At 63.4% G+C, this 13,390-nt stretch carries 13 protein-coding genes; 4 read left to right on the top strand and 9 right to left on the bottom strand.

The genetic code is table 11. From position 1 onward, the window contains the following. Nucleotides 1–134: 134 nt before the first annotated feature. The gene (locus AC1Q6X_RS15290; RefSeq protein ID WP_070291350.1) at nucleotides 135–1,244 is read left to right on the top strand and encodes a porin; all 1,110 of its coding nucleotides are present in this window, start codon (nucleotides 135–137) and stop codon (nucleotides 1,242–1,244) included. On the opposite strand, the gene AC1Q6X_RS15295 is transcribed toward AC1Q6X_RS15290, so the two are convergent. The 3 genes from AC1Q6X_RS15295 to AC1Q6X_RS15305 all read right to left on the bottom strand — a co-directional run bounded on the left by AC1Q6X_RS15295 (nucleotide 1,232) and on the right by AC1Q6X_RS15305 (nucleotide 3,773). Then, nucleotides 1,232–1,801 carry a DUF3617 domain-containing protein gene (locus tag AC1Q6X_RS15295; RefSeq protein ID WP_492497731.1) on the bottom strand — a complete coding sequence of 190 codons (570 nt, stop codon included), beginning with the start codon at nucleotides 1,799–1,801 and terminating at the stop codon, nucleotides 1,232–1,234. The genes AC1Q6X_RS15290 and AC1Q6X_RS15295 overlap by 13 nt on opposite strands. Before the next feature lie 67 nt (nucleotides 1,802–1,868). After that, nucleotides 1,869–3,416 carry a TerC family protein gene (locus AC1Q6X_RS15300; protein WP_070312973.1) on the bottom strand — a complete coding sequence of 516 codons (1,548 nt, stop codon included), beginning with the start codon at nucleotides 3,414–3,416 and terminating at the stop codon, nucleotides 1,869–1,871. An 18-nt stretch (nucleotides 3,417–3,434) separates the two neighbouring features. Then, nucleotides 3,435–3,773 (bottom strand): hypothetical protein, encoded by a 339-nt coding sequence (locus AC1Q6X_RS15305; RefSeq protein ID WP_492497732.1) that lies wholly within the window; start codon nucleotides 3,771–3,773, stop codon nucleotides 3,435–3,437. Between the two features lie 285 nt (nucleotides 3,774–4,058). Here AC1Q6X_RS15305 and AC1Q6X_RS15310 point away from each other — a divergent pair, with 285 nt between their 5' ends. After that, nucleotides 4,059–6,905: a M16 family metallopeptidase gene (locus tag AC1Q6X_RS15310; RefSeq protein ID WP_121668905.1), complete on the top strand. Its 2,847-nt coding sequence runs from the start codon at nucleotides 4,059–4,061 to the stop codon at nucleotides 6,903–6,905. 70 nt (nucleotides 6,906–6,975) lie between these two features. Here AC1Q6X_RS15310 and AC1Q6X_RS15315 read toward each other — a convergent pair whose 3' ends face one another. From AC1Q6X_RS15315 to AC1Q6X_RS15330, 4 genes are all read right to left on the bottom strand, one after another. Then, nucleotides 6,976–7,611 (bottom strand): YiaD family glycine zipper/OmpA-like lipoprotein, encoded by a 636-nt coding sequence (locus AC1Q6X_RS15315; protein ID WP_409028766.1) that lies wholly within the window; start codon nucleotides 7,609–7,611, stop codon nucleotides 6,976–6,978. 213 nt (nucleotides 7,612–7,824) lie between these two features. Beyond that, complete coding sequence (locus tag AC1Q6X_RS15320; RefSeq protein WP_121670992.1) at nucleotides 7,825–7,971, bottom strand: lmo0937 family membrane protein; 147 nt, start codon at nucleotides 7,969–7,971, stop codon at nucleotides 7,825–7,827. Nucleotides 7,972–8,137: 166 nt separating this feature from the next. After that, a complete protein-coding gene (locus AC1Q6X_RS15325; RefSeq protein ID WP_070224908.1) occupies nucleotides 8,138–8,383 on the bottom strand; it encodes a hypothetical protein in 246 nt (81 codons plus the stop codon). Nucleotides 8,384–8,548: 165 nt separating this feature from the next. Beyond that, nucleotides 8,549–9,211: an outer membrane lipoprotein gene (locus tag AC1Q6X_RS15330; RefSeq protein ID WP_492497733.1), complete on the bottom strand. Its 663-nt coding sequence runs from the start codon at nucleotides 9,209–9,211 to the stop codon at nucleotides 8,549–8,551. 183 nt (nucleotides 9,212–9,394) lie between these two features. Here AC1Q6X_RS15330 and AC1Q6X_RS15335 point away from each other — a divergent pair, with 183 nt between their 5' ends. Next, nucleotides 9,395–10,171 carry a Crp/Fnr family transcriptional regulator gene (locus tag AC1Q6X_RS15335; RefSeq protein ID WP_492497734.1) on the top strand — a complete coding sequence of 259 codons (777 nt, stop codon included), beginning with the start codon at nucleotides 9,395–9,397 and terminating at the stop codon, nucleotides 10,169–10,171. Nucleotides 10,172–10,290: 119 nt separating this feature from the next. Here AC1Q6X_RS15335 and AC1Q6X_RS15340 read toward each other — a convergent pair whose 3' ends face one another. Beyond that, nucleotides 10,291–10,509: a YMGG-like glycine zipper-containing protein gene (locus AC1Q6X_RS15340; RefSeq protein ID WP_034758955.1), complete on the bottom strand. Its 219-nt coding sequence runs from the start codon at nucleotides 10,507–10,509 to the stop codon at nucleotides 10,291–10,293. A gap of 169 nt (nucleotides 10,510–10,678) precedes the next feature. Further along, complete coding sequence (locus tag AC1Q6X_RS15345) at nucleotides 10,679–12,715, bottom strand: AsmA family protein (protein WP_070312969.1); 2,037 nt, start codon at nucleotides 12,713–12,715, stop codon at nucleotides 10,679–10,681. Between the two features lie 261 nt (nucleotides 12,716–12,976). On the opposite strand from AC1Q6X_RS15345, the gene AC1Q6X_RS15350 reads away from it, so the two are divergent. After that, nucleotides 12,977–13,381 (top strand): DUF4398 domain-containing protein, encoded by a 405-nt coding sequence (locus AC1Q6X_RS15350; protein WP_070224911.1) that lies wholly within the window; start codon nucleotides 12,977–12,979, stop codon nucleotides 13,379–13,381. The last annotated feature ends 9 nt before the right edge of the window (nucleotides 13,382–13,390 follow it).

Below are 13,390 nucleotides of genomic sequence, written 5' to 3' on the forward strand. Positions count from 1 at the left end.
GCTGAAGTTTCTGTTGTACAACGCACGGATGGCTGGACAAAAAGCGAGGATAAGGTAACACTTGGATCAGACACACAGCGCATGTCCTGATCAATACCGGGTAGTTTACTTTTCACGTCACCGAGATATTTATCATGAAGACCTCGTATTTTGCGCTTGCTGTGATAGGGATGGGGCCTTTCGCGCTGGGCGCGACGGCCCAGGCTGCCGATGGCGCGGGCAGTGCCGCATCCACCAACGTTGCCGTGTACGGCGTGCTCGACGCGGGCATCGTGGCCGAGCGGGGCTGCGCCGCCGGTTGCGCCGGCACCAAGGTGTCCGGCGGCGTCGCCTCCGGCTCGCGCCTGGGCGTGCAGGGGCGCGAAGCGCTGGGCAACGACGTTTCCGCCGTGTTTACCCTGGAAGCGGGCGTCCAGAACGACACGGGCCAGTCGGACGAGGGCCGCCTGTTCGGCCGGCAAGCCTACGTGGGCCTGGACAGCCGCCTGGGCGCGCTGACCCTGGGGCGCCAGTACAACCTGCAATACCTGGCGCTCACCGATGTGGCCGACCCGTTCAAGGGCGGCATGGCCGGCAGCGCCAGCAACCTGGCCGGCTACAGCGTGAAACGCTACGACAATACCGTCAAATACGTGACGCCCGCCTTGCGCGGCGTGACGGCCAGCGCCATCTACAGCTTCGGCGAGTCGCCTTACAGCAGCGCCAACAACCGCGCGTATGGCGCCACCCTCGGCTATTCGTCCGGCGCCGTGAATGTCAGCGTGTCGCACCAGCGCAAGAACAACTTCATCCTCGCCTCCGGCACCTTGCCCGCCATCGACATGTCGTCGCGCAACACCCTGATCGCGGCGAACATCGACCTGAAAGTGGCCACCGCCTTTGCCGCCGTGGGCGTGAACAAGGGCTATGGCAGCTCGCCGTGGGACCCGAACAATGCCTACAGCTCGCTGGCCCTGTCGATGTCGTCGTCGGACAGCCGCGACACTCTGCTGGGCGTGTCCGTGCCCGTGGGCGGTTTCAAGCTGCTGGCCTCGTACGTGCGCAAGGATGACCGCGACCTGGCCAACCGCGACGCCAATCAGGTGGCCGTCGGCCTCACGTATTCCCTGTCAAAACGCAGCGATTTCTACGCGTCCTACGCGAAGATCCACAACAAGAACGGCGCCCGCTACACGGTGGGCAATGCCAGCGATGCCGGGCGCGGCGACGCGGCTTTTAATATGGGCTTCCGTCACGGTTTCTGAGCGGCGGCGGACGGGGCAGGGCACGTTGCTCCCAGCCACTTGCCGTTGCTCGTCACATTCACCTGTTCCGGCGTACCGCGCGCGCTCGTCGTCACGGCCAGCTGCATGCTGAACGCCTGGTCGCCCGAGAACAGCACCTTGCCTTCGCCGCTCGATTTCGGATTCGCGCACGTGAACGACACCTGCATGCCGCCCGCGATGTCCTTGTTCTTCGAGGTGCAATCGCCGGGCTGGCCCGTGGGAATCTGCTTGCGCGCCGCCATGTCGGGCGTCACGCACGCCGTCACGCGCACGGCGCCGTCGGCGCCCACGGTGGGCATGGCCATGCCGCGGCTGGCCGCCATGCTTTCCAGCTGCTTGCGTTGATCGGGAGGAAGGTTGCCCAGTTGCTGCAGCACCATGGACATGGCATTGTCGGTGGCGGCGTCGGGCGACGCCATCTTGCTGTCGACTTGCCACAGGCCAGGCTTGATGGTGGCCGATGGCGCGGCGGCCTGGGCCTGGCTGCCGAAGGCGGCGCAAGCGAGCAGGGTCAGGCGTAGCAAAGAATGTTTCATGTGGGCGTCTCCGGAAAAGGCAGACCCCAGCATACGGCATGGCAAGCGGGGCACGCTTGCCATTGTGTTACAAACTGTGATCGGGCTCGATGCGGCGCACGTCCACGCTGGCGATGCGGCGCTCGTCGGCCTCGAGGATTTCATAGCGCAGATCGTCGAGTTCCAGCACTTCGCCCACGGCCGGCATGTTTTCGAAATGCGCCAGCAGGAAGCCGGCCAGCGAGTTGTACTCGCCGTCTTCGCTGACCAGGGTTTCCGTCTCGAATACTTGCTCCAGGTAATGCAGGTCCGTCGCGCCGTCGATGCGCCAGTGGCCGGGACCGAGCACTTCCACGTCCGGCTGCTCGTCCTCGTCGGGGAATTCGCCGGCGATGGCTTCCAGGATGTCGATCGGCGTGAGCACGCCTTGCACGGTGCCGAACTCGTCTACCACCAGCACCAGCTGGCCGCGTGAGCGCTTCAGGGTCTCCATGGCTTTCAGCACGCCGGCCGCTTCCGGCACGACGACGGCTTCGCGCATGCTGGCCGGGTCGATCTTGCCGCGCGAGACGAGGTCCTCGATCAGGTCCTTGCTGCGCGCGATGCCGACCACATTGTCGAGGTCATCATTGCAGACAGGAATCATGCTGTGCGGCGTGTCGCGCAGCAATTGCAGCATCTTCTCGCTGCTGTCGTTCAGGTTGACCCAGGAGACATCGCCGCGCGGCGTCATCACGGAACGGATCGAGCGTTCGGCCAGGGTCAGCACGCCGCTGACCATGTTGCGCTCTTCCACGCCGAAGGCGGAGACGTCGGGCAATTCCTTGACTTCGTGCTCTTCCACGGCTTCGCGGCCTTTGCGCCCGCCCAGCAGGCTCAGCACGGCTTGTGCCGTGCGGTCGCGCAGCGGGGCATTCGACTGCAGCTTGAGGAAGTTGCGGCGCGCCAGCTGGTTGAAGAACTCGATGACGATCGAGAAACCGATGGCGGCGTACAGATAGCCTTTCGGAATGTGGAAGCCCAGGCCTTCGGCCACCAGGGACAGGCCGATCATCAGCAAAAAGCTCAGGCACAGCACGACGACGGTGGGATGGGCGTTGACGAAGCGCGTCAGCACCTTTGAGGCCAGCATCATGACGACGATGGAAATGACGACGGCCGCCATCATCACGTACAGGTTTTCCACCATGCCGACGGCCGTGATGACGGCGTCGAGCGAAAAGACGGCGTCGAGCACGACGATCTGCGCCACCACGAGGCCGAAGCCGGCGTAGACTTTCGGTCCCGTCTGCGCATGCGTGACGCCTTCGAGGCGCTCGTGCAGCTCGCTGGTGGCCTTGAACAGCAGGAACAGGCCGCCGATGAGCAGGATCAGGTCGCGCCCCGAAAACGAGAAGGCCCATATGGAAAACAAGGGCGTCGTCAGGGTGACCAGCCAGGAAATCAGCGAGAGCAGGCCCAGCCGCATGACGAGGGCCAGGGTCAGGCCCAGCACCCTGGCCTTGTCGCGCTGGTGCGGCGGCAGCTTTTCGGCCAGGATGGCGATGAAAATCAGGTTGTCGATACCCAGTACGATTTCCAGTACGACCAGCGTCAGCAGGCCGACCCAGATTGTCGGGTCAAATAACCATTCCATGTGTGTAACCTTGTAAAGTCAGTAAGTATCAAGCTTGCCTGGCGGCCAGTGCCCCAGGGAATCGTGTTGCGAGTGCGTGATGTGGCGGCGGACGCGCGGCGGCCGGGTAGCCTGCCGCGCGTCCGCTTCGGCAAGTGCCCCCGGTCCCGCTTGCCAAATGATGGCGCAAAACGGCGCCCCCTGGCGCGAGGTCGGGTAGAGCGTGATGGGGTCGTTGTCGCATTCGTCGGCGTCGCAGCTGTCGCCGGGCAAGCCCGCATGGGCGCCGGGGTCAAGGCAATCGGCGACGAAGGCAGGCGTGGCAGTAGTGCCGGCCGTGACTGCATGCCGGAATGGGGAAGGGCTGGCGTCAGCCATGCTGGCGAACGCCTGGGGTAAGGCAATGAAGACAAAAAGGCAGAGCAGGACGAGAGCTCGTCTCATATACAGGCAGATAGTTCCGGAACCGTGGAGTATAACACGCGCACATAACAGCCCGATGACAGGCACTTGCGTAACTGACAAGCATGACGTAAATTGCGAGAGCAATGATTTCCCTGGGCAGCGAAGACGCAGCGCGGGTCCATGGCAATTCTTGCATTCGTATTCCATTGCGCCCGCTTTTGCGCTTGTCTAATAACGTAGTGCTACCAGGACTCCGATTTGAAACCAATTACCGCCCTCCTGCTTGCCGCCGGCATCCTCTCGCCGTCGTTTATCTTGGCCGCCACCCCGGTCGAAGCCGCGCCGATTCAGAAAACCGGCAAGGCCGCATCGAACCGTGCCGCCGCCGTCAAAGTCACGTCCGTCGAAGGCATCACCGAATACCGCCTGGCCAATGGCTTGCGCGTGCTGCTGTTCCCGGACGCCAGCAAGCCGACCCTGACCACCAACATCGTCTACCTGGTCGGTTCGCGCCATGAAAACTACGGCGAAACGGGCATGGCCCACTTGCTCGAGCACTTGCTGTTCAAGCCCAGCGCCAACTTCGGCGTCAGGAAGGGCACGAAAACCCCCGTCGAGATCCTGAACTCGACAGGAGCCGATTTCAACGGCACCACCTGGTACGACCGCACCAATTACTACGCCACCTTCCCCGCCAACGACGACAACCTGCGCCAGATGCTGGCCATGGAAGCGGACCGCATGGTCAACGCGGCCATCGACCAGAACGATCTGTGGAATCCGAAGACGCAGAAGGGCGAAATGACGGTCGTGCGCAACGAGTTCGAAATGGGCGAGAGCGACCCGATCGGCGTGACCAGCGAACGCATCCAGGCTGTTGCCTACGACTGGCACAACTACGGCAAGTCGACCATCGGCGCCCGTTCCGACATCGAACAGGTCAACATTCCCCGCCTGCGCGCGTTCTACCATAAATATTATCAGCCGGATAACGCCGTGCTGATGGTGGCGGGCCGCTTCGATGAAGCGAAGGTGTTGAAGCAGATCAATGAACTGTTCGGCAAGATCCCGAAACCGACGCGCGTGATCGAACCGACCTACACGGCCGAACCCGTGCAGGATGGCGAGCGCGCCGTGACGGTGCGCCGCAGCGGCGGCACGCAGTTCGTCGGCGCCGGCTATCACGTGGCGCCGTCCGGCAACCCGGACGCTGTCGCCATCGAGGTGCTCGGTCACGTGCTGACGGACGCGCCCGCCGGCCGCCTGCACAAGGCGCTGGTGGAAACCAAGCTGGCCAGCAAGATCGAATACAACTCGGTGAGCAATCTGGAGCCGGGCTACAACCTGTTCGGCGCCCTGGTGCCCGTCGATGGCAACCTCGACGCGGCGCAAGCGGCCATGCTGAAAGTGCTGGAAGAACTGAAGTCGCAGCCGGTCACGGATGCGGAAGTGGCGCGCGTGAAACAGCAGCTGAACAAGCAGGTCGAACTGATCACGTCGAATACGGCGCGCATGACGATCGCCCTGACGGAGTCGCTGGCGGCCGGCGACTGGCGTCTGTTCTTCCTGCAGCGCGACCAGCTCGACAAGCTGACGACGGCGCAGGTGCAGGCGGCGGCCGAGAAATACCTGAAGAGCTCGAACCGCACCCTGGGCCGCTTCATCCCCACCGATGCGCCGGACCGCACCGTTGTGCCGGCCTATGCCGACGTGGCGCCGCAACTGGCCGGCTACACGGGCCGCGCCGTCGTGGCGCAGGGCGAAGCGTTCGACCCCAGTCCCGACAATATCGAAGCGCGCACCACGCGCTTTACCTTGCCGAACGGCTTGAAGGGCGCCTTGCTGCCGAAGAAAACCAAGGGCAATACCGTCAGCGTCGTGTTGAAACTGCAGCTAGGCAGCGAAGAGAGCCTGCGCGGCAAGGGGCAAGTGGGCAGCTACACGGCCAGTCTATTGTCGCGCGGCACGGATAAACTGTCGCGCCAGGAAGTAAAGGACAAGTTCGACCAGCTGGGCATGCAAGTAGCCATCTCCGGCGGCGCCGAAGGCGTGACCGCCATGCTGACGGGCAAGCGCGAGAACTTGCCGGCCGCCATGGACCTGCTGGCGCAAGTGCTGCAAAAGCCGGCCTTGAACGAAACGGAATTCCTGGAATTGCAGCGCGAGCGCGTCGGCCGCGCCGAGCAGGAATTGCCTGAGCCGCAGCCGCTGGCCGTGAACGCCTTCCGCCGCCTGCTCGACGCCACGCCGGAAGGCCATGTGCGCCACGTGGCCACCTTGCCGCTTGAGCTGGCGCAATGGAAAGCCATCAAGGTTGCCGATGTGAAAGCCTTCCATGGCGCCTATTATGGCGCGTCGAACGCCACGTTTGCCGCCGTGGGCGACTTCGACCCGGCCGCGCTGAAGGCGCAAGTGGCCAGCCTGTACGGCAGCTGGAAGACGCAGCAGCCGTATGTGCGCATTCCCGATGCCGTCAAGCCTGTGAGCGGCGAGAAAGTCACGCTGGAAACGCCGGACAAGGCCAACAGCGTGCTGTTCGCCATCCAGCCGATTCCGCTCAAGGATGACGCCGCCAGCTATCCGGCCTTGCTGATCGCCAATCACATGCTCGGTGGCGGCGCCTTGCGCAGCCGCCTGGCCGACCGCATCCGCCAGAAGGAAGGCCTGTCGTACGGCGTCGGTTCGCAAGTGAGCGTGCCGTCGCGCGAACCGGCCGGCTACTGGATGGCGTATGCCATCAGCGCGCCGCAAAACACGGTCAAGGTGGAAGCGGCCCTGCGCGAGGAAATCGCCAAGGCGCTGGCCGACGGGTTCTCGGAAGCGGAACTGGCCGAGGCGAAAAAGGGCTGGCTGCAATCGGAAGAAGTAAGCCGCACGCAGGACAGCGCTCTGGCCAGCGGCCTCGCCAGCTACCTGGCGCAAGACCGTACCATGGCTTACGACAAGGACCTGGAAGCGAAAGTGGCCGCCTTGACGCTGGCGCAAGTGAACCAGGGCTTGCGCGAGTACCTGAAGCCATCGGCCGTCTCGATCGTGACGGCGGGCGACTTTGCCAAGGTGGCGAAAGAGGGCGACAGCGGCGCCAAGGCAACGACGTCGAAATAATCCGTTTCACATAGAAAAAACCCGCTGGCAAGGTCACTTGCCAGCGGGTTTTTTATTGATGCGTGTCAGCTTAGCGCGGAGCAAGCTCGGCTACGTAGATCTCCACGCGGCGATTGCGTGCGCGTCCGGCCGCATCCGCATTCGAGGCGATCGGCTCGCGGGCGCCGCGGCCTTCCGTGACGACGCGCGTCGGCGAGACGCCGCGCATGGCCAGGTAGTCGCGCGTGTGGGCCGCGCGTTCCACCGACAGCGGTTCGTTGATGGAATCGCTGCCCGTGCTGTCCGTATGGCCGATGATGCTGACCGTGGTGTTCGGGTTTTCGTTCAGGGTGGCGGCAAAGCGGTCGAGGATGGGGCGGAAGTTGCCCTTGATGTCGGCGCGGTTGGTGTCGAAGGAAATGTCGCTGGGGATTTCCATTTTCAGGCGGTTATCGGCCGTTTGCGACACTTGCACGCCGGTGCCCTGTGTCGCTTGCTCCATCGCGCGCTTCTGGTTTTCCATGCGGTTCGACCAGATATTGCCGACCACGGCGCCAGCTGCGGCACCGATCAGCGCGCCGCCGGCCGTGCGGCCGCTGCTGCCGCCACCGGTGGTGCCGCCGATCAAGGCGCCCAGGCCCGCGCCGATGCCGGCGCCCGTGGCCGTGCCACGTTGCGTCGAGGACATATCCGCGCAGCCGGTGGCGGCCAGTGCGATCACCAGCATACCGATCAGGGATGTGGCGCCAGGGCCTTTTTTGAATGCTTCTTTCATGGATTTTCTCCTTGTTTTGTTATTGGGACATACCCAGGAATTACCTGCACACGTTACTGCAAAATGCCGCAGTGTGCCAGTGCGCGCACGCTGTACGCAAAAGGCGGAAAAAGGGCGGCGCCCGTTTGCACGCGCGCCGCCCCTGTCTGGCCAATGGAGTGGCCTCTATAAACCGCGCCCGCTGATCAGACGCAACAGGATCATGATGACTGCCACCACCAGGAGGATGTGGATGAAGCCGCCAATGGTATAGGAAGTTACCAGGCCCAGCAGCCAAAGAATAATGAGTACGACGGCGATTGTATACAGCATGATGTGTCCTCCGAGAGTAATGTGTGGATGACGGCGGCTGCCTTGGCCTTGCGCCGTCATCAGTTTTTGTCATTGCGCAGCGACCGGGTCGCTGAACGCTTATGCCATGACTAAGTGTCTACTTTGTTTTCATTGTGTTCTGTACGCTGTCGTACACAAGGCTCAACTAGCGGGAGCGGTCGGCGTGTTCATCGGCCATGCCCGGTATCCAGGCCAGCATGCCGGCCATGCCGACGGCGCCGGCCAGGCAGCTGACCATGCCGCCGGTCAACAGCAGCATGACGCCAAACACGGGCGCGCTTGTTTGCACGGGCGCCAAATCCAGCGCGCAAAAGCCCAGCGCCGTGGCCAATATGCCGCCACCGATAAAGCCGAGCCAGATCCGGTGACTGTTTGTCTTGTCGTTTTCCATCGCACCTCCTTGAAGATATTCGTTGAACTTTCTTGAACGCATCATCTCGCGGGACGGCGTACTCATCTGTACGCCAACGAACATTGTCAAAAAGAAAACGCCCGGACAGGCCGGGCGTGTGTTGAATTTGCAACTTATCGCGGCAGCGGCGCCGCCGCGCTTCGCTTAGCCCATGGCGCGCAAGCCGCCGTTGACGACGCGCACGCGGTCGCCCTGGCGCCAGTTCGGCGCGGCGCTCTGGTGCACGGTGCGCGTCTTGCCGTTATCGAGGCGCACGACGATGTTGTAGCTGCGCGTGGCGCGCACGCTGCCTTCGATCTGATTGCCGGCCACGGCGCCGCCTACGGCGCCCAGCACGGTGGCCAGCTGCTTGCCGTGGCCGCCGCCTACCTGGTTGCCCAGCAAGCCGCCGACGACGGCGCCGCCGGCCGCGCCCACGCCGCTGCCTTCGGCGCGCGTATTGACTTCATGGATGGCTTCGATCACGCCGCAGTTGCTGCACACTTGCGGTGCCGGGGCAGCCGCGTATTGCTGTTGTGGTTGCTGCTGGGGCTGCGGCTGGCGCACTGGCTGCTGCTGTTGCTGCTGTTGCTGCTGAGGCGGCAGGGCGGCCAGCGGCTGCGCACCGGCAGGCTGCAGGTTCGCTGGCGGCTGGTTCGCCTGCAGGTTGGCCATCTGTTCGGCCGAAGTGCCGGCTGCCAGTGGCCGGCTGTCGCTCTGGGACGAAGGCAGCCAGCCCATCAGGGCCGCCGTGCCCACGCCGCAAAACAGCAGGACGGCGACAGCGGCGGCAAGTACCAGCGGATGGAGGGATTTGGTGGTAGTCATGGAAAGCTCCTGTTTTTTAAAATAATGAAATGGGTAGTGCGTGTTATCCGTGCGATTCGCGTGTATTGCCAGTGTGCTGTGCCGCTTGCTTCGCTTCCGTGCGTCACCGTACATACATGGGCGGTACTGCACCGTAGGCTAAGTAAAAATTATGTCGAGTTGTAACGACACCAAGGAAAAGCAATGCCACTAACGAACGCCAGCATGACCCTGCCCCGCGATGCAGGCCGATCCGGCCTGGGGTCGTCCGTGGGCGCGCCTGACGCCGGCAACCGCTTGCTGGCCAGCCTGCCCGAGCACGATTTGCGGCACCTGACGGCGCTGTTCGATACGGTCACGGTCGAGGTAGGCGAGGTGCTGTACGAACCGGGCCAGCCTATCGGCCACATTTATTTCCCCCGCGACTGCCTGATCTCCCTGTTGGCCGTGGCGGAAGGCCGCATGACCCTGGAAGTGGGCTCGGTCGGCCGCGAAGGCGTGCTGGGCGCGTCCGTCGCGCTCGGTCATGACCTGGCGCAAGTGCGTGCCGTGGTGCAACGTTCCGGCATGGCCAGCCGCATCGCGCGGGCCGATTTCTGCGCCGAGTTCGCCCAGCTCGAGTCCCTGCAGCGCTTGCTGTACCGCTACACGGACACCCTGCTGGCGCAAGCCATCCAGATTGCCGTGTGCAGCCGCTTCCACGTGCTCGAGGCGCGCCTGGCCCGTTCGCTGCTGATCACGCGCGACCGCCTGCAATCCGAAAAATTTCACCTCACGCATGAATTCCTCGCCCATACCCTGGGTGTGCGGCGGGTCGGCGTGACCAAGGCAGCGAGCGCGCTGCAACAGCAAAAACTGATTACTTACAGCCGCGGCAATATCGAAATCCTTGATTCCGCCGGCCTGGAAGCTGTCTCCTGCCGCTGTTACGAGCTGGTCAAGGACAGCGGCACCATCGGCATGGCCAACGTCTTCGTCTGACTTTCCTCGCTTGCCTTGCATCAGGCTTGCCTTCATCCCGCTTGCTTTTATCCTTGTGCCGCAGACGCAAAAAAGCGGGGCGGGCGCCTGCGCACCCACCCCGCTTTCTTGAGCAATAATTACTTCGGCTTGACCTGGTTACCGATCACGCCACCGACAGCGGCGCCGCCGACTGCGCCGACAGCGCTGCCGCCGGTCAGCACGGAACCGGCAACGGCGCCGACGCCAGCGCCGATGGCGGTGTTTTTATCTTGGCCGGACATGTTGGCGCAAGCCGTCAGGCTCAGCAGCAGGGCGGCAACGGAAGTGGTAGCGGCGATTTTTTTAATGATTTGCATGATAGTTCTCCTATGAATTCAGACCTCGTGGCGCCGGCATGGTATGGGCCGGATGACTTCGTGACGCCGTGTGTTTCAGGCACGATCACAGCATAGGATTGCGGCAAGGCAGGGTCTGTTCGGCAACGCACATAGGGGTGTAACAATTGTAAAGGCGCCCACGCCGCGCTCAGCGCACCTTGCGTACGGCTTTCCCCGGCTTGGGCGCCACCGGTTTCACGCGCGCCTGGGCCAGCAGGGCCGCGCACTCGCTATCTTCGACGGGGCCGGTATTGACCAGCGGCAGCAGCGCCGCCACGGGCGCCACCACGGCCAGCGCCAGTGCGCCGCCGGCGCGCAAGGCCAGCACGCCCTTGTCGACGCTCACGTCGGGCTTGCTGAAAGTGCCATGCACGTACAGGGGCGAGCGCAGCGAAAAGACGCGCAAGCCCTTGCTGTCCGGCCGCAGGGTCAGGTCCAGCCGTTCATCGGCCAGGTTCACCGTGCCATCGATATGCAGGACGGCATCATCCGTGTCGACGATAAACTGGCGCGTCTGCATCAATCCTTTGGTGACGGCGAAATCGGCGGCCATGCAGTTCAGCTTGACCTGCTTGTCGCCAGACAGTTTGGCCAGCACGACACTGCCGATATTCAAGCCCATTTCTTCCAGCAGCAGCTTGCTGATGCTGCCCCGGTTGATCAGCGCGCGCACTTCGCCGTTCGAGCTGCCCAGCAGGGTGGCGACGGAATTGCCCGTGGCCGACAGCGAAGCGTCGCCATTGATTTCGCCCACGCTGGCTTGCAGGGCGGGCAGGCGGGGAAACAGTTGCTGGATGTGCAGATGGCGGGCGCTGGCCTTGAGTTCGGCCGCGATGCCGTTGGCGATGACCTTGCCGCTGCCGTCGAGCTTGATTTGCGACGTCAAGGTGCCGCCCGCCACGTTGAAGTTGAGCGGCGTCAATGACAGCACGCCATCCGTCAGCACCACATGCGTGTCGAGCTTGCTGATTGGCAGCTCGGCATCGCGCGTGATCTTGTCGGCCGTGTAGCGCACATCGGCGTCCAGGCTGGTCCAGCGCTCCGTCTTGAACGTTTCCACCGGCAGCACGCGGCCGGCCGGCTGCGTCGATGCCACGCCGCGTTCCTTCTTGCTGGCGCTGGAATCGGCGCCGACCAGCGGGCCCAGGTCGGAAAATTGCAGCAGGCGCGAGTGGACTTCTCCCGTCAGGCGCTTGCGCGGCGTGCTGGCGGAAAAGGCCAGCTTGCCACTGATGTCGCTGGAACCCACCTTGCCGGTGAACTTGTCGTACACCCATTCACCGCCGCGCGGCGCCAGGGTACCCGTCAAATGGCCTTCCGTGCTGAAGTGCGGCGTTTCCGGCAGCAGCACGCCCGTCAATGGATACAGGCTCGCCATGCTGGGTCCCGATAGCTTCAGGCGCACGTCGAGCGCGGCCAGCTTGGCCGGACGCGTCAGGGTGCCTTCGATGGCCATGCTGCTGCCGCCTGCGCGCATGTCGGCCTGGATGGGGAAGGGCGTGCCTTGCTGCTGCAGCGACAGCACGCCGCCGGCCTTGCCGCCGCCCTTGACGCTTTCGCCATGGTATTTTCCCGACAGCGTCCAGGCGATGCCGTAGCGCGCATCGTTCGCGATGGTGTCGACATCGGCGCGCATCGCCGTTTTCGTGACAGCATCGTCCAGATACACGGTGCCCTTGCTGAAGACCACGCCTTGCAATTCCAGCTGCCACGGCGATGGCTGCTCCTGTTTGTCGAAGGTCCAGTTGTTCTTGCCGTCCTTGTTGCGCAGCAAGCGCACCTGCGGCGTGTCGAAGCGCAATTGCGGAATGATGATTTTCTTGTCCAGCAGGGCCAGGGGATTGAGCGAGAACGCCAGCTGGCTGACGGTGGCCAGCTGCGCCCCGTCGTCCGTCCCGGACATGGTGCTTGGGTTGCCCAGGCGCACATCCTTTGCCTGCAGGTGCGGCCATGGCAAATAGTCGCGCCAGCCTTGTTTGCCTCCCGTCGTGGGCTGCTGCCACGTCAGCGTCAGGTCGCCTTCGATGGCAAACGGTCTCCCCAGCGCTTCGCTGGCGCGCGCATTGAGCCAGGGCTTGGCGCGGTTCCAGTCCATATTCATCAGGACGATGGAGGCGGTGACGGGCAGGGCGATGAGCACGGCGGCGCTGGCGAGGGAGATTTTCTGACGGCGGGACAGTTGCATGGTAGACGATTCTTTCTGGACAAGTATTCACGATGCTACAGGAATCGCTCCTCAGCCGGGCCCGTTTCTCGCTTTTACGGTCCGGCACGTGCGCTGGCGCACGTTGCCGATGCAAGTATTGTCGATTTCTTACTCTATGTGCGGCACCGAACGGATATGCGGGGAGCCGGAGCCTATAACGTCTACATCAAACGCCGTTCCTGATTCCAGATGCACCGACGTATGAACCCTAACGCTTACACATTCTCCAGGAGAAAAAAAATGACAAACCGAGATTTCAAGATTTCCCCACTGGCCGCCCTGGCCGCCTGCGCCACGGCCGTTGTCCTGATGACGGGCTGCTCCAGCCTGAAAACGCCAGCCACGGCCGATGTCGCCGTGTCGCGCGCCGCCGTCGATAACGCCGCCAGCGCCGGCGCCGCCGACCTGGCACCCGATGAAATGCGCTCGGCCCGCGAAAAAATGCGCATGGCTAACCAGGCCCTGAAAGACCGTGACTACAAAACGGCGCGCGACCTGGCTGACCAGGCGCAAGCCGATGCCAAGCTGGCGCAAAGCAAGGCCAACTCGGCCAAGGCCACCAGCGCCGCCGACGAAATCAACGAGAACATCCGCGTCATGCGCGAAGAACTCGACCGTGCCAATCAGCAAGCCCCGAAACAATAACCAAGAATA

The sequence above is a fragment of the Janthinobacterium sp. GW823-FHT06H09 genome (genome assembly GCF_058794735.1).

Bases quoted from the DNA above. Each gene is read 5' to 3' on its own strand.
- AC1Q6X_RS15320 (WP_121670992.1), bottom strand. From the start codon at position 7,971: ATGCTGTATACAATCGCCGTCGTACTCATTATTCTTTGGCTGCTGGGC.
- AC1Q6X_RS15350 (WP_070224911.1), top strand. From the start codon at position 12,977: ATGACAAACCGAGATTTCAAGATTTCCCCACTGGCCGCCCTGGCCGCC.
- AC1Q6X_RS15330 (WP_492497733.1), bottom strand. From the start codon at position 9,211: ATGACTACCACCAAATCCCTCCATCCGCTGGTACTTGCCGCCGCTGTC.
- AC1Q6X_RS15290 (WP_070291350.1), top strand. From the start codon at position 135: ATGAAGACCTCGTATTTTGCGCTTGCTGTGATAGGGATGGGGCCTTTC.
- AC1Q6X_RS15305 (WP_492497732.1), bottom strand. From the start codon at position 3,773: ATGGCTGACGCCAGCCCTTCCCCATTCCGGCATGCAGTCACGGCCGGC.
- AC1Q6X_RS15340 (WP_034758955.1), bottom strand. From the start codon at position 10,509: ATGCAAATCATTAAAAAAATCGCCGCTACCACTTCCGTTGCCGCCCTG.
- AC1Q6X_RS15315 (WP_409028766.1), bottom strand. From the start codon at position 7,611: ATGCTGGTGATCGCACTGGCCGCCACCGGCTGCGCGGATATGTCCTCG.
- AC1Q6X_RS15300 (WP_070312973.1), bottom strand. From the start codon at position 3,416: ATGGAATGGTTATTTGACCCGACAATCTGGGTCGGCCTGCTGACGCTG.
- AC1Q6X_RS15295 (WP_492497731.1), bottom strand. From the start codon at position 1,801: ATGAAACATTCTTTGCTACGCCTGACCCTGCTCGCTTGCGCCGCCTTC.
- AC1Q6X_RS15345 (WP_070312969.1), bottom strand. From the start codon at position 12,715: ATGCAACTGTCCCGCCGTCAGAAAATCTCCCTCGCCAGCGCCGCCGTG.
- AC1Q6X_RS15325 (WP_070224908.1), bottom strand. From the start codon at position 8,383: ATGGAAAACGACAAGACAAACAGTCACCGGATCTGGCTCGGCTTTATC.
- AC1Q6X_RS15335 (WP_492497734.1), top strand. From the start codon at position 9,395: ATGCCACTAACGAACGCCAGCATGACCCTGCCCCGCGATGCAGGCCGA.